Below are 25,122 nucleotides of genomic sequence, written 5' to 3'. Positions count from 1 at the left end.
CGAGATATGGGGACGCTAAGTCAAAAAAGAAGATCCCAAACGGCAAATAAGATCAAATTGGAGATGATTGAAATGGTGGAACAGAATATGTTAGGTTTATAACCTCATTTATATCATTTCAACTCTGGAGATTTTAGAGAAACTCGAAAATCCCAATTTAATTTATTTTTATTTACAGGTGAGAAATCACATCTGATCATCGCTTCTTTAAACTGCTTATTTGTGATGAAGAAACCATCTGGTGTTTGTTCAAAAAGAAGTTTAAGCGCATAACTGGTATAATTTTTATTTGATATTTTTTGTGGGAGTATATTTAACGTTATCCAATTATCCAGGGCGTTTTTTTGAATATCGGGTAATTCGTATTCACTCGTATCTTTCTTTCTTTTTGTCATATTGATACTGAATGATTTGGAAATATTTAATTCACATCCTCTTTAACTAAGAACACTTCCTCTATTATGGGACTTTGGAATCTTTGAAGTAATAGGTGATAAATAATCTAAGTGCTTTTTGATAGCGTACACTTTTTGTACGTTGTATATATCCCCGAAAAATGATACGAGGAATATGATTCAAACCTCAACCTTTAACAAAATTGATCGGTCGGCTACTGGAGCAATATATATCCAATTTGATTTGAATATGTTGAATTATGTCACAATAATGATTAACAAATCATTTACCTTGAATGATCATGCTGAGTGTATTATAGAGAATTAATGATGCAGTAAATAGCAATTCAAAAATGGAAATTAACAATTTAGATTAATTTGTAGATTTACTTTGCTGGACGAAAACCTTTCTACGGTTTTAGTGACATAAATAGGCTGAAATAAATAAGAAAAGTTCAGTCCTGATACAATTAACTATATTGTATCGAGGTATTGACTTCCTCCGCCGTTTTCCTTACGGAGCAAAATGACCGTTCATTTTTTCATTCCTATTCCCTCAGCTAATGCTTGAATTAAATCAAGAAATTGTTTTACAAAAGCTCCAGCCAGAAAAGATATGCCTGCTTTTATTTGAATCATCTTTTCAGTATCATTAGTAGTTTCGATTGCGTTAATCACATCTTGTAAGGTTGAATTAGTTAAGCTGATGTTTGGCTGTTCAGTTGTAATATCAAAATCAAAAAATATCAAATCAAATAACAGATATATTCCAATTGCCATTAGAGGAGCAGCTACTACCCGTAAACCCTTTCTTTCAATATCAAAATCCTTTAATTTGTCAAGAAAAGGCGTATCATTGAATTCATCTAATTTGTTCTGATCATCTTTTATTTTTTCTTTTTTTACTTTCCATTCGCCTGCAGTAGAAGCAAAAAAATACATTAATCCACCAATTACACTAAAAACAATCACATAAAGAGGTATAAGTGGATAGTCATTAATAGATTCATTTATCAAGACAGATCTTGGCTTAAATGCTGCTATATAGATAAAAATTATACTAGCAAGTATTGCTGATACAAAAATAGCTTCTGCAGCTTTAGGTATGCGAATCATGTTTTACTCCCCTTAATTCTTTATACAATTTCAGCTGGAAGCCCCCACTTGCAGCTGTTTAAGTCAAAAGTACTTTATTTTAGCACTCCCAACTCCACATAGAAATCTAACATCATTATATAAATTTTTGTGTATCTAAAATGTTAAGGAAGTATTCTAATAAAATCTATTGTTTGATAAGATCTATAGCTAAATTGATAATGAATAGTTGTGCCACTGGCACAACCAAAAATTAGTATTTCAATTTACAATAACAACAGGACCTCGCATCATTGTGGCTTTTGGCCGATCGATCTGTTCTGAAAAATCAAGCAAAATAGGCATGCCGTGTTTTTCAGAATTCACTTTTGCTGATGCAATAAGAGAAACGATGTTATCGACTTGCTCTTCTCCATTGATGGCCTTTCCAGCATATATGCATATCATGGCCCCCACATCCTCAGGATTTAAAGATAGGAACACTTTGTTCTCTATGCAATGTATGTATTTAATGGCATCAACATTGACATTGCAAGGGGTGAAGATATTTTCATCTTTAACTGCTTTTATATATACTGTGTGCATTATTTTTCATCCTCCGATGAGCTATAAAATGCATTATTGCATATAAAGTGATTTCAAATGTTGGGGATAACCTTGGTTGATTTATCAGTTTGTGTCAAGGCGCTTTAAATTGTTTGTCTTTAGCTAAGTGTTCGAAATAAGGCTTAATCTAAATTTCAAATGGAGATTTTGAAAGGTAATTTTGAACAATTTAAAGGTGAATGTCTCAATAGTGAGACATAGCCCTTAAGAGTGTACCTAAGGGAACAGGGTAAAAAAGCCTACTGCGGCACTATGTGCCGTATTTTTACCGTAGGCGAGCGCAAAAATTTTTGAGACTATTTTATACAATCGTTATCAAGCAGCACTCCTTGTATTTTAGTGAATAGGACCACAAGCATTGCTTTTTTCCAGTGGTTCCACCAGAAATGAAAAGGTTGATTTGATTAAAAAGAAGGTTGTTATTTTATGACAAAATTGAAACTTTTGTATCCTCTGGAGGACTCAGACGTTTCAGGATCTTCGGAGAATTGTCCATAAAAGTTTAAGTTTTATTAAAACATAAACCTACGAATGATGAACCCATACGAGATATTACTCATTGTTAAGTTGGGAATGGGCGGAATAGCAATTGTAGGCTTATTACTATTGCTTGCTTTGTTGATTCGTAGATTCTTCCGGTGAAATCAATGGAACCCATCAAAGTAAAAGGAGTTAGGATCTTAGGTCCTTTCGACTATGATAAATTGGTTGCAAACATTGAAAAAGATTACCTTCGGGATATCTTTGAGGTTTGTTTTTGGTCAGGTATGCGATACGTAGAGGTTCAAAGGCTCTATGATAACCCCCAATGGATTATGAAGGAGAGAAGGACTATACATTTGCCGGAGGAAGCCCAGAGAAAGGCTAAACGAAGGCAACTTGAACGATACATCCACCCAATACCCCCACAACTTGAATCAGTACTTCGATATTTCTTCAAAGGTAAGAATCCACCATCTCAACAGGCCTGGAACAACAACTTAAAGCGGTGGATGGAAAAAGCAGGCTTTGCCTCCTCCAGTGTTAGTAGTAAAACTACCCGGAAAAGTATAGAGAGCTGGATGATAGCTGCAGGGATTCCATTGAATGAGGTTTGCCTGAGACAAGGACACGATCATATCACCTCAATGAGACATTATCAAGGATTACCATTTACCACTGCAGAAAAAGAGGAAATTAAGAAAAGATTATCATGGTTTTGAGGTAGACAAAAATAAGAAATGTCAATAACTATGCACTTTATGACTCACTTAGAGGTATTTGGAGTTAAAATGTACTTCCTGTGCCCGTTCCTTAATACTGACATTTCTGCACTTTTTAAATTTACTTAATCAAGACATAATATGAATGAATGTGAATTATTAGTTTTTTCTGCGAAAATAAAACATTACTATTATAGCTACTACAGCTCCAATTACTGCTGAACCATAAAGAGGAATACCTACCAATGCAAGCAAACTAAAAATAATGAAATAAATTAAAACCAACTCTACACTCGTTACTTCGCGTTTCATGCTATCATCTGTGAACCTCTTTATACAAGACCTTTATGTGTATTTTGTGAAATCCTTATTTTGTCATTTTATGAAGGAATGTAAACTTGGATAATTCAAATTGAAAAAGCACATCAATATTTAATCATTAAATGTTACAACTTATAAATAATGGAAACATCTTAATAAAATTATGCGACATTTTCAAGAAACCAAATCTATCATAATATCTATCTTTATAGCATTAATCGGATTTTTTTTAATCGGAGTAATACCTATTTATCAAGTTTCTCAAATAGATGCTACCTCAATTAGTATTTTAGATTTGGCTAAACTAGAAAATGAATTTAGAGCTGCAATGGCTCAAATATTTGGTGGATTACTTTTACTTATTGGTATTTATTTAACATGGAGACGAATCTCTGCTATGGAACAAACTGTGGAAATAACTCAAAAGGGACAGATTACTGAACGTTTTACTAGAGCAATTGATCAATTAGGCAATGATAAAGTGGAAGTAAACACAGGTGGCATTTATGCACTTGAGAGAATTGCCAATGAATCAAGTGAAGATTATTGGCCAATTATTGAAATATTAACTAGTTATATTAGAAAAAATTCACCCCCAGAACCAGGTATGGAAAGGAATGAATTGCCTATTGATATCGAAGCAATTATAAACGTTCTTAGAAGACGCAAAAATTATTATGAAAATGGTGAACCTTCACCTATTAACTTAAAACAGACATATTTAGAATTTGCGGATTTAAATTTTATTAATCTTAAAGGTGCTAACCTTTCCAGTGCTAACCTTTTCGGTGCTAACCTTTTTGGTGCTAACCTTTTCGGTGCTAACCTTGAATTCGCTAACCTTGAAGAAGCTGACCTTGATGAGGTTAACCTTAATTTTGCTAATCTTAAATTAGCTAATCTTAAATTAGCTAACCTTGAAGAGACTGACCTTGAAAGTGCTGACCTTGAAGAGACTGACCTTGAAGGGGCTACACTTTTTGGCGCCAATATTTTAAGAGCGAAATTCAAGTCAGCTAATTTAAAAAATGCAGATTTTCTAAGTACAGATATATCCATTGATCAATTATATGAAGCTAAAAATCTCCAAAATATTAAATTGGATTATGAACTTATCTACGAAATAAGAGAGAAACATCCTCATCTTTTTGAGAGATTATAATAATAATGTCGTTACCATACCTTTCAGCAACACTTCTTATCACATATTCCCACAAACCACCCACTTTTTAAGGAGTTCCCGGGGCCCAGGACATCCGGACGGTCAGGAGCTAATCTCTGTCATTTATGTGTAATTTGACAAACTCAGTAAATCGGAAGATCTCTCTTAAGCCTGGCAACTGCTATTCCATAGCCTAGAGCCATGCCCACAATAAGCAAAATTACACAAATAACTATGAGTAGATCACTTGTTATAGGCAGATATTCCGCAGTCTGTACAAATTCTGTTTCAAATGGTGCTAAATCATTCATGGTTTCACTTCCATAGCTACCGCTAAACCAACAACATCTCATAGTGTTATGAGTAGACAGAACAGAAGCCCGTTTGTTAATTCTCAGTTCCTTGAACTCCTTGTTTAGCTTGTCAGCTTCCCGGATAGTCTCAACAACTACCTTTTCAAAGGTTGGAGTTCTTGATCCCTTCTTCTCCCTCCATAAAAAAGCCTAACCACCTTCTCACCAATCCCTCCAAACCCCCCACTGGAACTAAAATTAGAAATAGTAAATCGGCTAAATAACATATGATAGTTAGTTCTGATGACTAACATGCACATAATAACGGGAGGGAGTAAATGAGTCTATTTAACAGAATGGAAACCGTCCTCAAAGCGAAGATGAACAAGATCGTCAATCGCATGGAGGACCCCAGAGAGACACTTGACTATTCCTATGAGAAACAACTGGAAATGTTGCAGGGTGTAAAAAGAGGGGTGGCTGAGGTAGCGACGTCTAAGAAGAGATTGCAGTTACAGCGCTCGAAGTTGATGCAGAGCATTGACAAGCTTTCAGGGCAGGCAAGGGATGCAATCAAGAGTGACAGGGAGGACCTTGCAAGGCTTGCACTTGAGCGCAAGGGTGCGCTGGAACTTCAGGTACAGGGACTTGACCAGCAGATAGCTGACCTTGAAAAGGAGCAGGACAAGCTGGTGGCTGCTGAGAAGCGTCTATCTACCAAGGTGGAGATCTTCAGGACAAAGAAGGAGACCATCAAGGCACAGTATACGGCTGCTGAGTCCCAGGTAAAGATCAATGAGTCCGTATCTGGTATCAGTGAGGAGATGGCGGATGTCGGTCTTGCCGTTGAGAGAGCTGAGAACAAGACCCAGGACATGAAGGCACGGGCCTCTGCTCTTGATGAGCTCATCGAGACAGGCACTCTTGATGACATTACAAGAAGTGGCGATGATATCGACAGGGAGCTTGCAAAGATCAGTGCAGAATCGAATGTCGAGACGGAGCTGGCAAAACTCAGGCAGGAGGAAGGTAAATGATAATCAGGATAATGGGTGAAGGGCAGTTTGAGGTCCCTGGAAGTCTGTTCGACGAGCTCAACATCATTGACAACCGGATAGTGGACCTTGTAGGCAAGGAAAATGAAGCTGATTACAGGACTGAGCTTTCAAGGCTCATCAATGTGATCAAATCTAACGGGAAACAGCTTGATGATGCGAGCATTGTGGAATCCAACATCATAGTCCCGCCTGAGGACCTGAGCTTACAGGAAGCAAAGGAGATCTTTACTGGAAGCGGTCTTCTCGAAGACTGAAATCTTCATCTTTAATTTTTAGAATGGCATTCCCCAGAGGGGATACCATTTTTCCACATTTTTCTCTACCGGCAGCTCGTTCTCAATAAGGGCCTTGAGCCTGAGCTCCATGGAATTGTCTCTTTCCTGTTTGCCCCGGGGTACGAAAGGATAGTAGCTGCCCTGTTTGAAATTATAGATCCAGTAGACCGGTCCTTCGCTCTCAAAGCGGTACACTGCGCACAGGATCTGTTCTGAGAAACCCTGCTCGATAAGGGTCTGGCTGATCATATGTATGTTCGTGACAAGGTCCTCGAAGTCGTTATCTTCCAGGATCGCCCAGAGGAAGTTGTACTTGTCTTTCTCAATGCGGAAATTTGTCCCTGTTTCCTGTGTGCTGTAACTTAACAGCTCCTCTATCTCCTTTCTGGTATTCTCATACTGGGAAAGGGACATGGACTTAAAACAGATACCTGCCTGACCGGACGGGTGCAGGTTCAGGCTCACTTCCATCGTGACCACTGCAGTTGAGATCGCGAACAGCCTCTCCGTATTTGATGGCGGCAGCTTGCTCCTTCCGAGCAGGGAATCGAACATGCCTTTTAGTCCCATCAGAACTCAAGCTCCTGTTGTAATTTTTCAAGTGCTGCGAGTCTTTTCTCCGTGGATGGGTGGGTCGAGAGCAGGTTCATGAAAGAACCTGAGACCGCAGGGATTATGAAAAACGCATTCATACCCTCCACTGATCTCAGGTCATCCTGAGGGATATGGGGCATGATCCCGCTTATCTTCGTAAGTGCCGATGCCAGGTTGGAGGGCTGGCCTGTGATCACAGCAGAACCCCTGTCCGCCGCAAATTCCCTGTACCTTGAAAGGGCGCGTATCAGCAGGAAACTGATGACCCATACAAGTAATGAGACGATCCAGATCGCAATAATTCCACCGGATTCCTTTCGTCTGCCGCCCATACCTCCCATGCCGCCGAAGTAGAAACTGTACCTGACGATGTAGAACGCAAGGGTCGATATGAAACTGGCTATGGTCAGTATCGCCATATCTCTGTTCTTCACATGGCTCAGCTCATGTGCAAGGACCGCTTCCAGCTCTCCCTGGTTTAACTGGTCCATCAGTCCCGTGGTCACAGCAACCACTGCATTCTTTGGTCCCCTACCGGTTGCAAAGGCATTCGGGATCGATGTGTTCACCACTGCGATCCTGGGTATTGGCAGGTCTGCTATGGCACATAACCGGGTTATGGTCTGGTGAAGTTCAGGCTCCTCATGCTCGGAAACGACGGTTGCATGCATGGTCCAGAGGACCAGGCGGTCCGAGTAGAAGTACTGCAATGCCATGAATCCGCCTATGAACAACAGCATGAATGTCTGGGGTGCACCGCTGTAGAACAGGAATGCCAGAAATAATAGGTACACTGCTCCCAGCAGGAATAGTGTCAGCAACATCCGTCCCTCAAGTCCTCTGTCATGTTTCCATTTCAAATTGATAACCTCTTAACTTCACATAAAATATATTCGGCATCGTATTCATAAATATATCTTAACGTAAACCTATACTGGACTTACACATTATAAATATGTGCAATGTATTTGATCACTATGATAGTAAAAGGTGCCGGGGAACACAACCCTAAGAATACGCAAGTCTTCTGTTTTGATCTTCACAAAGCATGTTGTGAGATCTTATCAGTAAAATTGTAAAAAATGATTTACGGGTCTTGAGAGACCCACAACATTTCTAAGCAAAACGATATAAAATTCAGAGCACTCTGGTAAATCCACCGATCTTATCATCGCATATCTTTTTGTGTCTTTCTTCTTCTGCGACAAGGTGCTTCATATCCTTTATGAAGTCGTTTCTGCTTTCTTCATCGGGGAATACTTCTTTCAGGACATTGGTATCTGCTTTAGTTATGCTATGATACGTGTCCCTTACAAGTACTTCATATTTCCGGATCTCACTGAACATCTCGTAGACATTTGTCCTGTTGAAGTCAAACATTCTGTGGGGAATTCCCCGGGGTGCAGTTCTTGGGAGGTCGATGTTTGCCATGTTGATCCATTTTTCAAGGATCAAGGCGTGTTTGTCTGAATCATGGGACAGGGTTTCCAGTGCTTCCAGATGTTGTCCCTCAAGTTCGATTCTTGCTTCCCATGCTGCAAGCTGCTCCATTTCAGTTTCAATCCAGTACATTCTTTGAAGCTGCAGGACTAGAATTTCTTTTTGATTGATGTTTTCCAACTGGATCTCTCCAAAAGAGCTGATTTCTCAAATATCTTTTTTCATCTTATATATATCTGTGCGGGAATGGCATCAGGTTAATACTTATAATGTTTCAAATTTATTTTTCAAACGAATCGTCAATCAATCAATCAATCAATCTTTTATAATTATGGTTTGAATCTATATCTTGATGTGGGCAAAAAAATATTTATATTATTAGTAGGAATTATTCTGTCGTTTAAATAAATCAATTTATGTAGATGGTGGGCGATATGAGTAAAATACTAAAGGCTGTAGATGCCATGGTCAATTCTGAGGAATTGATAACTGATGTGAAAGCATTACAAGAGTCTTTGTTCTTTAAGTATAACCAAACGTATGTATGGTCAATACAAAAGGAATTAGGTGACTATTATCTTATCTACTATGTAAAGCACAATGAAGTAAAAAATGTTATTGATGCTATCAAGTACATGCCTAACGATCCAGGGCCCTATATCTCATACAGTTCAAAAGATTATAGGTCTGATAAAAGTGGAGATAATTTTGCAGAATTATATCAGATCGTAAAAGAAAAGTTGTACAATATTGATACAGTATTGGATAATATTATAGGTGGGGACTGATCTTCCACTTATTTGGTTTTCTTTTTTCACTTTTCTTATCATTCTTCCTGATCTATTCTGAATGCAGTCTATACTGATTGATGTTTAATCAAAATCACAATAAGCAGAATATTTCTCTTTTCTATGGGTTATAATATATATAATAGCAAAAACAATCCTTCTATGATATAACAAAGTTACATCCATCTGATCTACTTCTCTACCTCTGGAAGTTGCACTACATTATTTCAATTAGTACATATAGCATCAGTATCCGGATCCTGGAAAGAAACATGGGTGATCAAGTAAGAAAAACGGACAAAGATGCGTCTGTCATTTCGAATGGCTGTCATTTTTGCTTTGTGTATAAGGATACGGCTCAATTGGCCGATTTTCTGCAGGATTACATCATGTTAGGTCTCGAGGGCAATGAATTATGTGTATGGATGACCCCGGATGTTGAAAGTGCTACGACGGCAAAAGATATGCTCAAAGAAAGAGGAGTTTACATCGATCCTTATCTTCGCACATCACAGCTTAAGATAATCCCGATTCCGGAATTACCCGGAAATGATCTGAAATTATTGCCTTCTCTTCTTCTTGATCACTGGAAACTTATGCAGGACCAGGTCATAATGGATGGTTTCGATGGTCTTCGTTTTAACGTAGATCTACAGGACATTAAAGGATCCGGACTTGAATACCTTACATCTTACGCCGATATTGTAACAGATACTGCCCGCGAGCTTGGGATGAGGTCGTTATGTACTCTTCCGATGGATGTATTCTCCCGCTCTGAGGTCATCGACCTGATGCACAGGACTGAAAACATCATCATGAATACAGATGAAAAGACCCCTTCAATCAAAGAGAACACATCGGTCATTAAGCCTGAAACATCAGCAGGGCCCAAACCAGTACGAAAAGATGAAGAACTCAGTTCTATCTATCGTAGCAGTCCTGCCATTGCATTCCTGTGGAAGACCGAGAAAGGATTCCCTGTTGAGTTCGTATCAGATAATGTGAGCCAATTCGGGTACGATGCAGCGACTCTGATGTCTCATGAGATCCTCTATGCTGATATTATTCATCCTGATGATGTAGAAGGGTATTATTCAGATCTTCTTGAATGCTTACAACAAAATAAAAGGGATTTCTCCAAAGAGTATCGTATTCTGGATAGAAATGGAAATGTCCATTGGATATCTGAACATTCCCAGCTGGAAATTGTGGAAGAAGGTATCACTGATCGCTATCATGGCATCATCCTGGATATTACTGATAACAAAATTGCTGAGACCGAATTGAAGGAAGCGGAAGCAAAGTACAGGGCATTATTTGATAGATTTAGTTATGCTGTTTATGTTCAGGATCCCGATGGAACTTTCCTTGAGGTCAATAAGGCCGGGTTTGAACTTTTAGGTTACACCCATGACGAATTTCTTTCTCTCAATTCAGGATCAGCTTTCCTTCCCGACTGTGTTGAAGAGTTTAAAGCTCACATAGGCGAAGTGCTCGATAATGGGCATTCGGCCTTTGAGACAGTCCTTCTGAAAAAGGATGGGGTGAGCTTACCTGTGGAGATCAATGCCAGTCTTATAGAATACAGGGGCAAAAATGCGATCCTCATCATTTCGAATGATGTTAGTGAACGCAGGAACAAGGAGGAAAACCTGTTAGCTGCAAAGGCCAACGCTGAAACCGGTATTATTGCGAAAAGTGAATTCCTTTCCAATATTACGCATGAGCTAAGGACTCCCTTAAACGCTATCATCGGCTTTTCCGATGTTGTGCTTGCATCAGGGGACCTTAATGAAAAGAATGCAAAATACCTGCATAACATCTCAGATAGTGGTAAGAAGCTTCTGGGCATCATTAATGATATTCTGGATATTTCAAGGGTAGAATCCGGGAGTGTAGAATTGAACTACGAACATTTCCTTGTTTTGGAATCGTTTGATGTGGTTTGCTCCCTGCTTGCTCCAATGGCTAAAAAGAAAGATATTGATCTGAACTCTGAACTAGATCCCAAGGGTATCGTTATCAATGCTGATAAGCAGAAGTTCGAACAGATCCTCCAAAATCTGGTTAGCAATGCAATAAAGTTCACTCCCGCAGGCGGTTCTGTTGATATCAATGCAAGATTTGTTGAAGAACGGTTATTGGTCCAGGTAAAAGATACTGGTATTGGTATTTCTGAAGAGGATAGGCAGTCCCTTTTTAAGCCTTTTAGTCAGGCAGATGGTTCTCACCAGCGGAGTTATGGTGGTACTGGTCTTGGTCTTGCAATTGTCAGGCACTTTGTGGAAATGCATGGTGGAAATGTCTGGGTCAAAAGCAAACCTAGCTTAGGAAGTACCTTTTTCTTTGACATCCCGATTTCAGGCGCATCGCCTTGTACATCAAAGTCTATAACTCAGAACCCCATTCCGGAGATATCTCAGGGAACAGTTCAGGATAATTCCGGACATATCGATAGTGATGCTATTGATGAACTGGCTGAAAAGGTAGCCCCTGAGATCATAGTTCCTGACAAATGCACGGACGACGATCCGCTGATACTCGTTGTTGAAGATGATGAAAGATCACGTGAACTTTTGATGTTAACTTTTATTGATGGTGGTTATCGTGTTGTTTCTGCTGAAAATGGTATAGAAGCTGTGGCGATTGCCAGAAAATTGAAACCTTTTGCTATTACTCTTGATGTAATGTTGCCGGAACTGGATGGCTGGAGTGTACTTCGCCATTTGAAAGAGGATGTATCTACCTCTGAGATACCAGTAGTAATGATCTCTATGATGGACCAGAAAGAGACTGCTCTGGAACGCGGTGCAGTAGATCACCTGACCAAACCGTTCGATCGTGACTATCTTTTGAAATTGATGAACCGTTACAAAGAGAAACTTGAAAGAAAGGAACCGAAGATCCTGATAATTGATGATGAGCCTTATGCGGTTGCGCTTCTTTCATCTATGCTGGAGCCGGAAGGGTTTACAATACTGCGTGCATATTCAGGAACAGATGCAATTGATATATGTGCAGAAGAGCAGCCGGACATTGTATTACTTGACCTCCTGATGCCACATGTCTCCGGATTTGATGTGATCTCCGTATTAAGGTCGAACCCTGAAACCTGCAATATTCCTATCGTGGCATGCACTGCGAGTGATATTACAGCTAAGGACCGTGTATTCATGGACAGGAAAGTAAATTCCATTATTCAAAAAGGGGTTTTTAGTAAAAAGGACCTGCTTGATACTATTAATCGTCTGATTTCAGATGTCGTGTCCAAATAAATATATATTGTCGTCCCAATTCTACCATTATGTCATTCAATGAAACAGTATCCATGTATGCCCAGCAAACATTGGGACCACTTTTTGGTGCAATTGAATACAAGTTAGCATTAGCAGCCTTGATAATGGTATTATCGGTAATACTTGCTTATCTGGTAGACATTATTTTCAAAAAAGTTCTTCTGCATTTTACTTCAAAGACAAAATTAGAGATAGATGATCTTGTAATAAATGCAGTAAAGCGTCCTATATATTACACTGTGATCCTGATGGGAGCATTCCTTGCACTTTCTATAATAAGTGGTGCAGAAAGTTACCTGTTGTTCTTGAATGACATTTTGTTGACAATTTTAGCGTTGGTCTGGATCTTTACACTGATAAATATAAACAGGATACTGTTTGACAATGTCATGCCATCGATAGTAAAAAAGACAGAGACCAAGATAGATGATGAAGTACTCCCGCTTCTGAAGGGCATCTCCGATCTTGTAATTAGTCTGGTCGGTATAGGCATGATCCTCGAAGGCATATGGGGAGTGAATATAATTCCTTTGTTTGCATCTGCAGGTATTATGGGTATTGCTATCGCATTTGCTGCCAAGGATGCAATTTCACAGTTCTTCGGCGGTCTTTCCATCTATTATGATAAGCCTTTCAAGAACGGTGATCGTATCGAGATAGCTGATGGGCAGATCGGGATCGTGGAAGAAGTAGGTATAAGGAGTACCAGGATCCTTGATTTCTACAACAATATGATCATAATCCCGAACAGCATAATAGCAAACAACAAGGTTATAAATTATACATCACCCCAGCCCAGGATGATGGTGAAAATAACTATTGGTGTTGCATACGGGTCTGATGTTGCAAAGGTAAAAAGAGTTCTCTTGGACATCGCAAAAACCATCGATCTTGTTCTGGACTACCCTGAGCCATCTGTGCGTTTTGATAACCATGGGGATTTCAGTCTCGATTTTGCATTGATCTTATGGGTAAGGTATCCTTCAGAAAAGTTCAGTGTCATAAATGAAGTTAACACTTTGATAGACTCAGAGTTCAGGAAGGAGGGAATTGACATACCATTCCCGACATATACGATCATTAAGCACCAATAAGTTCATTCTTCCAATACTTTTTTGGTAAGAATTTTGCAAAATTATTTATGTTTATGCTTCCTTTTTATTTTTGAGGTGATATTGTGGATTTTGAAGGTATATTCAGACGAGCATGGGATGTTTTTAAGGAGAACATTGCTGCTTATGTCGTAGCTACATTGATAGCTTTTATTGGTTCCATATTTATTGTGACCATTGCACCGCTTTTCTATGGTCTAGCCTACATGGCTGTGAAAGGCATGGGTGGGGAAAAGGTTGAGATCAATGACCTGTTCGAAGGTTTCAACAATTTTGTGAAGAGCTGGGTGTTCTTTATTTTATTTGCCATTATAGTAGGAATTGGATTTATGTTCCTGGTACTTCCGGGAATCGTGCTTTCTATCCTTATGATCTATGCCCTTCCTCTTCTTGTGATAAAGGGTTATGGCGTAATGGATTCCATAAAAGAAAGTATTGAGATCTCCAAAAAGAACTTCGCTGACACTCTTGTGCTGGCTATCATTCTGTGGGTTATCAGTGCAATAGGTGGTATGATCTATGTTGGTTCCTTGCTGACAACGCCTTTTTACTTCCTCGCATTGGTGGCAGCTCTTGAAGTGCAGATGGGTTCAGAAGAGTCCTATACTGCCGAGTATACGGAAGTATCTGATATTGAATGAGGAATTAAAAATAGTATTTTTGGGTCATAGGTTAATTGTTCTATGACCCGATTTGATTTTTAATTAGTTTTTTTAGCTTCACTCTACAGTTACATCCAGCTCATTTTGTGTGATGTGCAGATAGGTAATGTAGTTCCCCAGTCCACAATAATCGATAGTAACTTCAGATGTACTGTAATCTACTGGATCTTTGCCTGTATTGGTGCCAATATTGAACACAATAGGGCTATCCTCTGTCATCAGTTTGAAGTAATGCTGTGTAAGATCATCGATTGAGAATGATACATTTCCATCGTCGATCTCATCATCGGGCCACGAAAAGTCTGGGTCAGAACCATCTTTGGTTGGCGGTATATATTCCATCATAAATGAATCATTTGTGAAATCCACAGTTGAATTCTGGTCAGCATTGCTGCCGTTGACAGGATAATTTATTTGTCCCTTCCATTTTTCTATATAATTGGAACCGGCAGCGGTATCCTCATAGGTGACTTCTAAATACAATTGCTTGTTTCCTAGTTTTTTCTGCAAATCATATGAGAGTGTCCGAGTTCCGGAAATTGCTGTCACCGCATAGTTGTCTGGGTTTAGTCCTCCTGGGGCTACAGCTTCAAAGTAAAAATTGAATTCATTTACAGGGTGTTCTATTTGGCATACTTGGCCTACTTTTAGTTTGCTTGTGAGAGGCTGTGTTCCCATTGGGGGTTGTGTGGTGAAGGAAACAATGGCTGTTTTGTTTTCATCATCCAGTGTTGTACTGGTATAGGTCATTGAATTGGCATAGTTTGCCCATGCTTTATAGTAGTCGCTTTTGATATAGACAATAACTTTATCAAGATGTTCTGTAGGATTTGTTCTATTGACGGAAAGCGAAGTGTTCGGGTACAATACATATGGATGATTGTCAGATATGACATTAATCGCTGTATTACCTGTACCGGATGCGGTCGAGTTGCCATTTACGGTCATTATTGGCAATGTGAGTGTTACCCCATTATAATGGAACTCAGGTGGTGATACCATAACAGTTCCCCCTTTCGGTCCATAATCTGACCATACCCCGCCACCTTCGTACGCTATCTTTCGATCATCTTTGACATATTCTACGGTACCTAATGAACAGTTGAACTCCTCTTTCATATTAGTTGTAGTATTGATGATTTGGATGGTCATGGTGCCTCGTTCCGCTTCACCTGCACCGTTTACACTAATACCACCACCCATAAGGGATACGGAAGTTGTTTGGCGGGGGGATTCTCCTAGTGCCACTTTACTCATTCTGGAATCCATAACCGTAAAAGCCTGCTCTACTTTTTGTGCCTTTGCATTGTCTTGCATATCATTGAGTACAGGGACATTATATACTAATATAATACCAACGGCAACGATGGCAAGTGAGTACATCAATAATAATCCAACAACTGAAGAAACCGCTTTACAAGAGTCAAATGGTCTTTGTTTTGTCCCCATATCCACCAATCCTAAATATATAAACTTGATAATCAAACGTTTTACTACATTAACTTATACTCTCAGCATACTTATCCTTTTGTGAAGTATAATGGAGTTTTTGCTGGTTGGGATCCAGCATTTATATTATGTCGAGTTCAATTTACTACGTATGCATTCAACTCATTTTGAGTGACGTGTAGATAGGTAATAACATTTCCCAGTGAATCATAATTGAGAGTAACCTTGGATGTACTATAATCCATAGGGTCCTGTGATCCACCATCCAGGGTGAATTCGATCAGATCTTCTTTTGTCATCAGTTTTATATAATGCTGTGTGATGTCATCAAGTGTGTATTGATCATAACCTGATGTTTTATTGATCACAACATTTGGTAGTTCACTTGTAGTTCCGGAAGGTCCCCACGAGAAATCTGTATCTGCACCATCCAGTAGGGGTGGATTATATTCCATAATGAAAGATTCGTTTAGCAGATCTACACTTGTGAACTCATCTGCTTGTTTTCCATCTATCGGAAATACATCTATACCTTCCCAATGTTCGATATAGTCAGGACCTATCGATGTATCCATATAGGTTACATAAAGTTCCAATTGATCGGCACCTCCCTTTTTTTGTAAACTATATACCAATGTCTTTGTTTTGGAAGTTGCTATCATTTCATACTTTTTTGGGTTTAGTCCCTGAGATTTTGCAGCTTCAAAATGAAAGTTGAAATCCTGGACTGGTTGCAAACTGGATTCATTAACCTGACCCATTTTTATCTTATTGGTGAGACTAAATGTTCCCATTGGAGGGGTTGTGTAGAACTCGATAATGGCTGTTTCGTTTGCATCATCGAGTGTTGCACTGGTATAGACCAACGTATCTGCATAGTCAGCCCATGCATCGTAATACTGGCTTTCAATGTAGACAATGATCTTGTCATGGACAACGGGATTCTTTCTTAGAACAGAGGCTGATACATTCGGGTACAATATGTGTGGTTTGTTGTCAGAAGTGACAGCAATATCTACATCACCTTTACCGCTGGATGATGACATGCCATCAATAGTCATTATTGGTAATGTGAGCGTTACTCCATTGTAATGGAACTCTGGTGGTGATACCATAACGGTTCCACCTTTTGATCCATAGTTGGACCATACTCCACCACCTTCGTATGCTACTTTTCGATCATCTTTGATATATTCTATAGTTCCCAGTGAACAATTGAACTCTTCTTTTGTATTATCAGTTTGATTGATGATCTGGATCGTCATCCTGCTTTTATCAGCTTCACCCGGTCCGTTTACATTTATGCTGCCTTCGCCAAGGGTTATAGATGTTGTCTGTAGGGGAGATTCTCCAAGTGCCACTTTACTTATACGTGAGTCAAGAATTGTGAAAGCCTGCTCTACTTTTTGTGCTTCAGCATCGTCCTGCATCTCAGCAATCACGGGGACACTGTAAAGAAACATCACAGTAATGCAAATGATTGTAATTGAAAATATGAGCAATGATCCAACAACAGATGAAACGGCATTGCATGATGTGTACAATTTTCTAAGGTATTTCATCTGTTATACCTCCCCCTCATTCGATACTAATATCAATTGATGATTTTAGTACATATACATCAATGTTTTCAGTATATTCTTTATATGCATGTACACTGGATTCTGTATCATTTATTTCTACCTGCATTTCCAGATTGTCTCTCAAGTAGTCTTCCCAGGCGGTATAGTATACACTGTTGATCTTGATATCAACTGCTGAAACATTTTGATAGGTGTAGACCGCAGGAATGCCATCTTCGGTTGCTATTACTCGTATAAGTCCTTCCCCTGCAATTCCATCTGTTCCCCGAATCGGGGCAAAAGGTACCACAAGTAAATTGTCGTTAAAAATAAACTGTGGGTCTCTTACTATTACAGCATCGCCAGTTTGGTATTTTGCCCAAACCCCGGTATTTTCATATGAGACGGTTGTACCTTCATATTCGTTCTGTAAAGATCTCATCTGACCGTCTATTGCTGTCTGATTTTCCTTTGCAGAAATAGAAGAATTCCATGTTTCCAATGTCATATTCATATAGCTGTCACTGCTGATCCAAATTCCTCCTCCGTACATTTTCAGCTCCACGGATTGGGAAGGTGCATTGTCAAAGACGACCTTATTCACGTTCTCTCCAAGAACTATAAAACTTTGCCTGATATTTTCCTGGTGTCCGCTTTCCTGAATGTTTTGAAGGGCTGGAAATCCTGCCACTGTTATCACAGTTATTGCAATGAGCATGATTCCAAGTATAAGTACTACATCAACTACTTCTGATACTGCATTTTCCGATTCAATTATATTTTTTCTTACCATATATATCAGAACCTTTGAGTTGATCAGTGGATTTCAACCATATTTGATGTGCTGTTATAGATCATGTAATGGTTCTCTGAAGCACTGCTTATGTTAGTACTCATTAGCTGGATGTTTCTCAGTTCATAGGGTATTTTCACTCTTGTTTCGTCACGTCCATGAGACTCAAATATCATCTCATTGGTCTGGTTTGAAAATTCAACAGAATAATAGTCACTTGCTACTTTCAGAGGTAATAGCATCTCATATTTTATCTCATCAATTTCTCCGCCTGCATTGCTGGTAATGTTCACCATAGTTTCTATCTCTGTAAGCTGGAGTGCAATATTATTTCCATGAATCTCGAACTCTTCTCTCATGACCGTCTGCTCTGCCTGATCCATCATGTCGTAGGATGCATTCATAACAAGTATAAAAGTGATTACTGTTATTGAAAAAGTGAGTATGAATCCAACAGAGGTTGCTACAGCTTCGTTATCATGGAATATTTGCTTCATGTTCGATCCTCATGGTACTGTGATAGGTATTGATACATTGATCTTGTTATTGCTGGAAGCTACACTGATCGTTGCATTGATAACTTTATATCTTTCTTCAACAAATGTGTCTCCATCTGCAAGTCCGCCGTAGATTGAGTAATGTCCCATAGCATTGCTTGAGTTCACAAATTTGATCTTATAAGTTTCATTTTGTGTAGAGGTGACAAACTTAAAATTCATTAAATCGCTGTCAATTTTATTACCAGTGATATTCAGCATATATATGCTAAGTGGTTTTGAATGCGTAATATTATTTACAGTGATATTGATATTGCTGCTATCATTGTAGACTTTCATGGACCAGATAGTTCCAGATTGATTTATAGCATGCACTTCATATGCATTTGATGCATTTCCAAGTTTGGATGTATTTGTTAGTTCGATGGTAAATACATCTGTACGATTTACATTTTTAACGACAAACCAGTCTGAGTTACCGTCATAAAGTCCATTTTCCGTAAAATATGCATCAGTAAGGTTACTGTCATCAAAGGACAACGAAAGGCCACGGAATGCATATATGGATGATATTTCATTTGCATAGCTGTCCATATATTTGGCAATTTCAGTATCACTCTTATTAGTATTGTAGTAGGCAGCACGTGTTGCTTCATCTGTCATCTGGACAATGTTAGAGATCTCATAATTACTAATATCATTGGCGGATTCAGATGCCATGTTGCTTGCATAGATGATATTGCTCAACAGTATTGTTGAAATAACCAGTGTGGACCCTATGGCAAATGCGGCAAGTAACAGCAATTGTGCGGAATCATCGAACTTTCTCATGTTAACATCCCTTATTTATTTTACATACGCCATAATGTAAGTTTCACATCGACTATATTGTAGAGAGCAGTTGTAGTATCAATGTCTGGTATTCCGGTAGTTGTTTCATAGGATGTAGTATTTCCAACATCTGAGTCTGACAATAATACTTTCCTTGAGATAATTACAGCATTGTCAGAGGGATCTCCATTGTATATATAGTAATTTTCTCTTCCTGAAGCTGTGGAATAACTGAATTGAATATTGTGAGCAATTCCATTCTCAACTGCAACGAGTTCCAGCATATCTACTACAGGTCCATCAAGTGAATTATTTTTATTATCATCGGACTGATAATGTGTGCCGTTCCAAACATACATCTCCCCATTCCAGTCAACAATATCCTTTTTCAGGTCGGAGTTCTGTCCATATGGAGCATGGTCAAGCGCAGTTAGCATATCCTGTCCAATTATGTATATCTGGGATTCAATGTGGGCGTTTGCAGTTGATGAAGTGAGTGGTGTAAGCGACGTTGCCTGGACTGCGAATAAAATTATAACTACCATTATGGTTGCAGCCATTATGGCCTCAAGTGTATGCATTTGTGCGCCCTGATCATCTCGAATGTCAAATAATCTTAGAGATCTCATCTTACCACACTCTTACTGACAGTATGGCTGTTTCAGTTTCTCCAGTATCAGAATCTTCAATAAGGACAATACGTTTGGTTTGTCCGATATTATTGGAAAATGGAAGTGCTTTTCCTGCCATACGTACTTCTGTACTGTTCTCTAATGTCACATTAAGTTCATATCGATGGTAATCTCCTCTCAACCCCAATTCACCGACTTCATCTTTGTAGCCGATGTCAGTGGAAAGTTGATCAAAATATTCCACCGTCTTGTTTCCATCAATAAGATTTGGTGTATTTATATTTCCTGCACTGATCTCTTTCTCAGTGATGGATGTCGCAACACGGTCCGCAACAAGTGTGACCTCGTCAGAGTTGGACTGGAATGGTGTGAAAAGCCCTGCTGAATATTGGAATATGAAGAATAATGCAACAATGAATATGGTAATTCCTATTAGGTAATCGATGGTTACCTGTCCTTCGGTATCTCTCCGAAGGTTTCTTTTGAGCAGATTAGGTTTGTTCATTTTCTTCACTGTTCCTTTCTGGGGAATTCCGGATGCATGGATTCATATACCATATATCTCTGTACCCTTCTTAACTTTTTTGATATTTTTCTCGACTATGGACAAACGATTTTTGTCGACTTTAAGTCCTGCGAGTTGTTCGATGAACCAGATGGATTTCACATGATCATCGGGTGCGAGCTTCCAGTCGGATTTCTCGATGTAATAATCGATACCTTCTGCATATCGCATAAGTTCAAGGCGAACATCTTCGCTGATCCATCCAAGTTCCTCATAGTAGGAAAGGATATCTGTGAGGTGGTTTTGTCCGACAAGTTCCATAAGGAATTCAAGCCATTCCATACAGAGTTTCATATTGGTGGAGTTTTTGATTATATTGTTCAGCTGGACATTTTCACCATTTGCACGATAGCTTCTTGCTCCAAGGTTCTTAAATTCCTTCTCAACAAAATCGGTTAGTGACAAAATTTCATCCTTAATTAATTGAGTTTTTTCTTCGCTGTCTGACCTGAGTTCCTTATTTGTATTATGTGTGTTTTCCACACTTTTTATCAGGCCAGAAGTGACTGAATAAAGTTCAAGCATACTGTTTTTGGTTTCATTCTGTATGCTGTTCATTGAAGCAAGTGTCTGGTCCAGTTCATCGATGCGCTTATTTGTCTCAAATATTTCTGCAGACCGTGAATTGCCGAATTCTGTTATTTTCTGCATCTGATTTAGCATAATGCCATAAGATCCTGTAAGTTCCACGATGTTCTGCTCAATGTTGATAAGCCCGGTCTTGAGTTCAGCATTATCGGTGTGAATGTTCTCCAGTGTCGTTTCAAATTCACTGAGACGGTTTTCCAGGAATTCTATCTTCTCTGCAGACTCGTCGATTCTCATATTGATAATAGAATTGGACTTATCCTCATCTCGTTTCATGGAATCGATAGAGTCTTCAAGCGTCTCTATCGTGCCTGAGAGTTGTTTAATATCTTTGCTGAGATCTTCATTACCCTGCTTTGAATAGGCAAGTTCATCTTTTATTTTTTGTATGTCTTTGGAAGAGTTTCCAGTATTGAGATCATTATCCGGGTCAACTGTGGTGGTTGCATGTTCTGTTTCCTCCATTCCAGCTGTTCCTTCTGATGTGAAGTTCTCAAATTGAATGGCAGTGGGATCCCATTCAGGCGCATTCTCAATGTTTTGCGGGTCAATAGGAATTACCGTTCTGATCTCTTCTAATGTTGGAGTATCTGTATCTTCATAAGGTATTGTCTCTTTTTTATCAGAAGTGAGATTCACATTTCTTTTTACTGGTTCCGAAATGTCCTCCTCGGTCTGAACTTCTGCTACCGGAGGTTGCCATTCTTCTATTCTATCAAGAAGTTTTTTCTTGTGAGTAAATCGTTTGAATGTGTTTGTGATCAATCCCAAGATTCCTGTTCCATTTTTGCTAACTTTATTATCTGCCTCTGAGACTTCGGTTTTCAGATCTGGTACCATGTTAGATGCTGCTGGCGGGAATAATGGTGTTTCCGATCCTGTATCTATTTCTTTATTAGCCTGGGAGCTTTTTATGGTTTCAGGCGGCTTGAAGGGATTGGATATTGTATTTTCCGGTATGTTTTCGAAGGGTTTTTCTTCAAGGTTTTGAAGTGGGCTATTTGAATCTTCATTAAAGGGTGCTTGATCCCCATAAGGTAAAAATGAGGTGTTGATGTCATCTTCTGATGGGAGGTTCGGTTCAAACAATGGCAAAGATCTTTTCTTTGACCCGGTAATTTTCTCAGGAATTATCTCTTCATCGGCTGTAGCAGTGATCACATTAAGGGGATCTTTATCGTTATTATTCGTAATACTGTTTGTTTTCAGATCCTCTGTGTCTTTTTCAATTTTAAAAAAAGGCTGTATGTCAGTATCGACAGATTCCAGTTTTCGATTCTCTATTCCATCGATAGTTAATACTTCTGGTCTGGGATCTTGCAGGTCTACTGGATTGATATGGACATTACTATCAGCAATAGTGTCCAGATCTTTATTTTTCGGATCTACTATTGGGATAACGGCTTTATTTAGCAGAAAACCAGCATCTGCTGTATCAAAAGGAGATGTATCTTCCTTTTCTTTTTTATTTCCCCACGGCAGTTCACTCATTACAGACCAACTTTTGAGTTTAATATAATTGCTCTCCGGAATCATTGAGCTCGTAAGCAAGCTCTTTATGTTCCTCAGAAGACACAACGATTTTGTTAAATTTACATAGCTCTGCTTATTATATGTTTGATTTTTATTTAAGGCTTACTGATTATAATAATGGTAATGAGTCCAAGTTATTTGCACTAACTGACACTTTCACTACTTACAGATTTATGTAAGACTTAAGGTTGAAATAAATCAAAAGATATCCCAGAACAAGCATCCCAAGTGAAACTATCCATGCCCATCTCAATATGCGAGCTAGATTTTCGGGCTGTGTTAAAATAAAAAAAAGTCTGTCGGCCAGGTTTGGCCGATCAGAGGATTTGTGCTGCATGAGAAAGCCTTATGCTTTGATCCTCTTCAAGCGGAACGTGTTTTCTCTTTCCATCTCTTCAAGACGAAGACTGATAAAACTCATACCTTCCTTCAGTTCAGGTATGACCTTGAACTCAAGTGCATTGACACGCCTTTTTGTCTTTTCGATATCATCAAGAAGCTTTTTCATGGTTGTCTCGATCTCTGCTGCCAGAATGATCTTTTCAACCAGGACTTCATATGAATCGACGGCTTCATCAATGTAGGAGCTTGTTCCAAGAATTCCGTATCCACGCTTGTTTATGGGTTTACGCACACTTGAGGATTCGATCTTTGGCACTACTACGCCCATGATGTTGTGGCTTTCGAGCTCGATCTGAGGTGCATCTTTCATTGCGAATGCTGTGGATTTGACAGTCATCCTGCCTTCCACAGATTCTGCGATACCGATCTTCTCATTGGCCTTTTCATAGGCAGCATCCAACTCTGAGCGTACATCCTTTGCCTTGCTTAAGATATCAAAGAACTCAAGGATAAGACCATCTCTCTTCATCTTCAGTAGCTTGTGGCCACCTTCTGAGAGCTTGATCTTCCTCTTCAGCTCAATGAGTTCTGATCGAGTTGGTTTTACATCTTTTGCGCCCATTATAGATCCCTCGCTACAGTATCACTCGCTGGTCTTCTGGTGAGCAGGGTGGTACTTTTCAATGTACTTGTTATCGATCCTGGAGAGTTGTGCTTCAGGCAGCTCAGAAAGGATCTCCCATGCGACTTTCAATGTATCCTCGATGGAACGGTCCTCATCCCTGCTCTGGCGAACAAATCTGTCTTCGAACAGATCTGCGAACTCAAGGATCTTCCTGTCTCTTTCGGACAATGCTTCTTTACCGACGATAGCAACCAATCCACGAAGGTCACGACCTTCTGCGTATGCTGCATACATCTGGTCAGACACTGCCTTGTGATCATCTCTTGTCTTTCCATCTCCGATACCGGAGTTCATAAGACGGGAGAGTGATGGCAATACATTGATCGGTGGGTAGATATTCTTCATGTGAAGTTCACGGGAAACCACGATCTGTCCTTCGGTAATGTAACCGGAAAGGTCAGGGATCGGGTGGGTGATATCGTCACCAGGCATGGTAAGGATGGAGAACTGGGTAACAGATCCCTTTAAGCCTTTGATAACACCTGCTCTTTCATACAGTGATGCAAGATCAGTGTACATGTAACCCGGGTAACCACGTCTTCCTGGAACTTCTTCTCTTGCTGCACCCATCTGACGTAGTGCTTCACAATAGTTTGTGATATCTGTCAGGATAACGAGTACGTGCATGTCATGCTCGTATGCAAGGTATTCTGCAGCTGTAAGTGCCATCCTTGGAGTGATGATACGCTCGACAGCAGGATCGTCTGCAAGGTTAAGGAAAACAACAGCTCTTTCAAGAGCACCTGTATTCTCGAAGTCCTTCATGAAGTACTGTGCTTCTTCACTGGTGATTCCCATTGCACCGAAAACTACTGCGAAACTTTCATCGCTTCCTGGTACTTTTGCCTGTCTTGCGATCTGAAGTGCGATCTCGTTGTGTGGAAGACCTGATCCTGAGAATATAGGAAGTTTCTGTCCTCTCACAAGGGTGTTCGTACCATCGATTGTGGAGATACCTGTCTGGATAAAGTCCTCTGGTGGCATCCTGGAAAAAGGATTCATTGATGCACCGTTGATGTCTACTCTCTCGTCAGGAACGATACGTGGTCCACCATCGAGTGGTTCCCCAGCTCCTGAAAGAATCCTTCCGAGCATATCCTTTGATACTGGCAGCTTGATTGTCTCGCCACTGAAGACTACACCGGATTCTTCGTTGAGTCCGCCTGTACCTTCGAAAACCTGGACGACTACCATATCTGCAGATGTATCAAGAACCTGCCCTCTCTTGGTGGTTCCATCCGGCAGGTTGATCTGAACAAGTTCACCATACCCTACAGGTTCTGTCTTCTCAAGGAAAATCAGAGGTCCGGAAACCTCTACGATCGTTTTGTATTCTTTGGTCATGT

26 protein-coding genes are annotated in these 25,122 nt (G+C 39.6%); 8 read left to right on the top strand and 18 right to left on the bottom strand.

The window, feature by feature from the left end:
* Nucleotides 1-113: 113 nt before the first annotated feature.
* The 3 genes from E7X57_RS11070 to E7X57_RS11060 form a co-directional block, all read right to left on the bottom strand.
* Complete coding sequence (locus tag E7X57_RS11070; protein WP_135613019.1) at nt 114-395, bottom strand: hypothetical protein; 282 nt, start codon at nt 393-395, stop codon at nt 114-116.
* Nucleotides 396-929: 534 nt separating this feature from the next.
* Entirely contained in the window at nt 930-1,511 is a 582-nt protein-coding gene (locus E7X57_RS11065; protein ID WP_135613018.1) for a hypothetical protein, read from the bottom strand.
* A 240-nt stretch (nt 1,512-1,751) separates the two neighbouring features.
* Complete coding sequence (locus E7X57_RS11060) at nt 1,752-2,075, bottom strand: hypothetical protein (RefSeq protein WP_048195229.1); 324 nt, start codon at nt 2,073-2,075, stop codon at nt 1,752-1,754.
* Between the two features lie 668 nt (nt 2,076-2,743).
* Between E7X57_RS11060 and E7X57_RS11055 the strand changes: the two genes are divergently transcribed.
* A complete protein-coding gene (locus E7X57_RS11055; RefSeq protein ID WP_135613017.1) occupies nt 2,744-3,298 on the top strand; it encodes a site-specific integrase in 555 nt (184 codons plus the stop codon).
* A gap of 159 nt (nt 3,299-3,457) precedes the next feature.
* Here E7X57_RS11055 and E7X57_RS12590 read toward each other — a convergent pair whose 3' ends face one another.
* The gene (locus E7X57_RS12590) at nt 3,458-3,610 is read right to left on the bottom strand and encodes a hypothetical protein (RefSeq protein ID WP_167880991.1); all 153 of its coding nucleotides are present in this window, start codon (nt 3,608-3,610) and stop codon (nt 3,458-3,460) included.
* Between the two features lie 172 nt (nt 3,611-3,782).
* On the opposite strand from E7X57_RS12590, the gene E7X57_RS11050 reads away from it, so the two are divergent.
* Complete coding sequence (locus E7X57_RS11050) at nt 3,783-4,781, top strand: pentapeptide repeat-containing protein (protein ID WP_135613016.1); 999 nt, start codon at nt 3,783-3,785, stop codon at nt 4,779-4,781.
* Nucleotides 4,782-4,924: 143 nt separating this feature from the next.
* Here E7X57_RS11050 and E7X57_RS12585 read toward each other — a convergent pair whose 3' ends face one another.
* Nucleotides 4,925-5,092, bottom strand: a complete 168-nt coding sequence (locus E7X57_RS12585; protein WP_167880990.1) for a hypothetical protein — start codon at nt 5,090-5,092, stop codon at nt 4,925-4,927.
* A gap of 320 nt (nt 5,093-5,412) precedes the next feature.
* Here E7X57_RS12585 and E7X57_RS11045 point away from each other — a divergent pair, with 320 nt between their 5' ends.
* Both E7X57_RS11045 and E7X57_RS11040 read left to right on the top strand, forming a co-directional pair.
* Nucleotides 5,413-6,111: a PspA/IM30 family protein gene (locus E7X57_RS11045; protein WP_135613015.1), complete on the top strand. Its 699-nt coding sequence runs from the start codon at nt 5,413-5,415 to the stop codon at nt 6,109-6,111.
* Complete coding sequence (locus tag E7X57_RS11040) at nt 6,108-6,386, top strand: hypothetical protein (protein ID WP_091688540.1); 279 nt, start codon at nt 6,108-6,110, stop codon at nt 6,384-6,386. The genes E7X57_RS11045 and E7X57_RS11040 overlap by 4 nt, the downstream gene beginning before the upstream one ends.
* An 18-nt stretch (nt 6,387-6,404) precedes the next feature.
* On the opposite strand, the gene E7X57_RS11035 is transcribed toward E7X57_RS11040, so the two are convergent.
* The 3 genes from E7X57_RS11035 to E7X57_RS11025 all read right to left on the bottom strand — a co-directional run bounded on the left by E7X57_RS11035 (nt 6,405) and on the right by E7X57_RS11025 (nt 8,621).
* The gene (locus E7X57_RS11035; RefSeq protein WP_135613014.1) at nt 6,405-6,977 is read right to left on the bottom strand and encodes a hypothetical protein; all 573 of its coding nucleotides are present in this window, start codon (nt 6,975-6,977) and stop codon (nt 6,405-6,407) included.
* Nucleotides 6,977-7,861 (bottom strand): zinc metalloprotease HtpX, encoded by an 885-nt coding sequence (htpX, locus tag E7X57_RS11030; RefSeq protein ID WP_371413195.1) that lies wholly within the window; start codon nt 7,859-7,861, stop codon nt 6,977-6,979. Before htpX ends, E7X57_RS11035 begins: the two co-directional genes overlap by 1 nt.
* 277 nt (nt 7,862-8,138) lie before the next feature.
* Nucleotides 8,139-8,621 carry a hypothetical protein gene (locus E7X57_RS11025; protein ID WP_244603686.1) on the bottom strand — a complete coding sequence of 161 codons (483 nt, stop codon included), beginning with the start codon at nt 8,619-8,621 and terminating at the stop codon, nt 8,139-8,141.
* 254 nt (nt 8,622-8,875) lie between these two features.
* Between E7X57_RS11025 and E7X57_RS11020 the strand changes: the two genes are divergently transcribed.
* The 4 genes from E7X57_RS11020 (at nt 8,876) to E7X57_RS11005 (ending at nt 14,278) form a co-directional block, all read left to right on the top strand.
* Nucleotides 8,876-9,229, top strand: a complete 354-nt coding sequence (locus E7X57_RS11020) for a hypothetical protein (protein ID WP_135613011.1) — start codon at nt 8,876-8,878, stop codon at nt 9,227-9,229.
* A 272-nt stretch (nt 9,230-9,501) separates the two neighbouring features.
* Nucleotides 9,502-12,504 (top strand): response regulator, encoded by a 3,003-nt coding sequence (locus E7X57_RS11015; protein WP_135613010.1) that lies wholly within the window; start codon nt 9,502-9,504, stop codon nt 12,502-12,504.
* Nucleotides 12,505-12,533: 29 nt separating this feature from the next.
* Complete coding sequence (locus tag E7X57_RS11010; RefSeq protein WP_135613009.1) at nt 12,534-13,619, top strand: mechanosensitive ion channel family protein; 1,086 nt, start codon at nt 12,534-12,536, stop codon at nt 13,617-13,619.
* An 83-nt stretch (nt 13,620-13,702) separates the two neighbouring features.
* On the top strand, nt 13,703-14,278 hold the full coding sequence (locus tag E7X57_RS11005; RefSeq protein WP_135613008.1) for a YciC family protein: 576 nt from the start codon (nt 13,703-13,705) through the stop codon (nt 14,276-14,278).
* Between the two features lie 78 nt (nt 14,279-14,356).
* Here the strand turns inward: E7X57_RS11005 and E7X57_RS11000 are convergent, their stop codons facing one another.
* From E7X57_RS11000 to E7X57_RS10955, 10 genes are all read right to left on the bottom strand, one after another.
* Nucleotides 14,357-15,748 (bottom strand): hypothetical protein, encoded by a 1,392-nt coding sequence (locus E7X57_RS11000; protein ID WP_135613036.1) that lies wholly within the window; start codon nt 15,746-15,748, stop codon nt 14,357-14,359.
* A 137-nt stretch (nt 15,749-15,885) separates the two neighbouring features.
* A complete protein-coding gene (locus E7X57_RS10995) occupies nt 15,886-17,310 on the bottom strand; it encodes a hypothetical protein (RefSeq protein WP_135613007.1) in 1,425 nt (474 codons plus the stop codon).
* A 16-nt stretch (nt 17,311-17,326) separates the two neighbouring features.
* The gene (locus tag E7X57_RS10990) at nt 17,327-18,103 is read right to left on the bottom strand and encodes a hypothetical protein (protein WP_244603684.1); all 777 of its coding nucleotides are present in this window, start codon (nt 18,101-18,103) and stop codon (nt 17,327-17,329) included.
* A 23-nt stretch (nt 18,104-18,126) separates the two neighbouring features.
* Nucleotides 18,127-18,600: a hypothetical protein gene (locus tag E7X57_RS10985; protein WP_135613005.1), complete on the bottom strand. Its 474-nt coding sequence runs from the start codon at nt 18,598-18,600 to the stop codon at nt 18,127-18,129.
* Nucleotides 18,601-18,609: 9 nt separating this feature from the next.
* A complete protein-coding gene (locus tag E7X57_RS10980) occupies nt 18,610-19,431 on the bottom strand; it encodes a hypothetical protein (RefSeq protein ID WP_135613004.1) in 822 nt (273 codons plus the stop codon).
* Nucleotides 19,432-19,451: 20 nt separating this feature from the next.
* Nucleotides 19,452-20,012: a hypothetical protein gene (locus E7X57_RS10975; protein ID WP_135613003.1), complete on the bottom strand. Its 561-nt coding sequence runs from the start codon at nt 20,010-20,012 to the stop codon at nt 19,452-19,454.
* 49 nt (nt 20,013-20,061) lie between these two features.
* Entirely contained in the window at nt 20,062-20,568 is a 507-nt protein-coding gene (locus E7X57_RS10970) for a hypothetical protein (protein ID WP_135613002.1), read from the bottom strand.
* Nucleotides 20,569-20,610: 42 nt separating this feature from the next.
* Nucleotides 20,611-22,707: a FlaD/FlaE family flagellar protein gene (locus E7X57_RS10965; RefSeq protein ID WP_167880988.1), complete on the bottom strand. Its 2,097-nt coding sequence runs from the start codon at nt 22,705-22,707 to the stop codon at nt 20,611-20,613.
* A 388-nt stretch (nt 22,708-23,095) separates the two neighbouring features.
* A complete protein-coding gene (locus E7X57_RS10960; RefSeq protein ID WP_135613000.1) occupies nt 23,096-23,713 on the bottom strand; it encodes a V-type ATP synthase subunit D in 618 nt (205 codons plus the stop codon).
* Nucleotides 23,714-23,734: 21 nt separating this feature from the next.
* Complete coding sequence (locus E7X57_RS10955; protein ID WP_135612999.1) at nt 23,735-25,120, bottom strand: ATP synthase subunit B; 1,386 nt, start codon at nt 25,118-25,120, stop codon at nt 23,735-23,737.
* Nucleotides 25,121-25,122 lie beyond the last annotated feature (2 nt).

This window comes from Methanococcoides sp. AM1 (assembly GCF_900774055.1).
Classification (GTDB): Archaea; Halobacteriota; Methanosarcinia; order Methanosarcinales; family Methanosarcinaceae; genus Methanococcoides.
The sequence above is the reverse complement of the archived record's forward strand: the minus strand, read 5'-3'. Positions and strand labels throughout refer to the sequence as shown.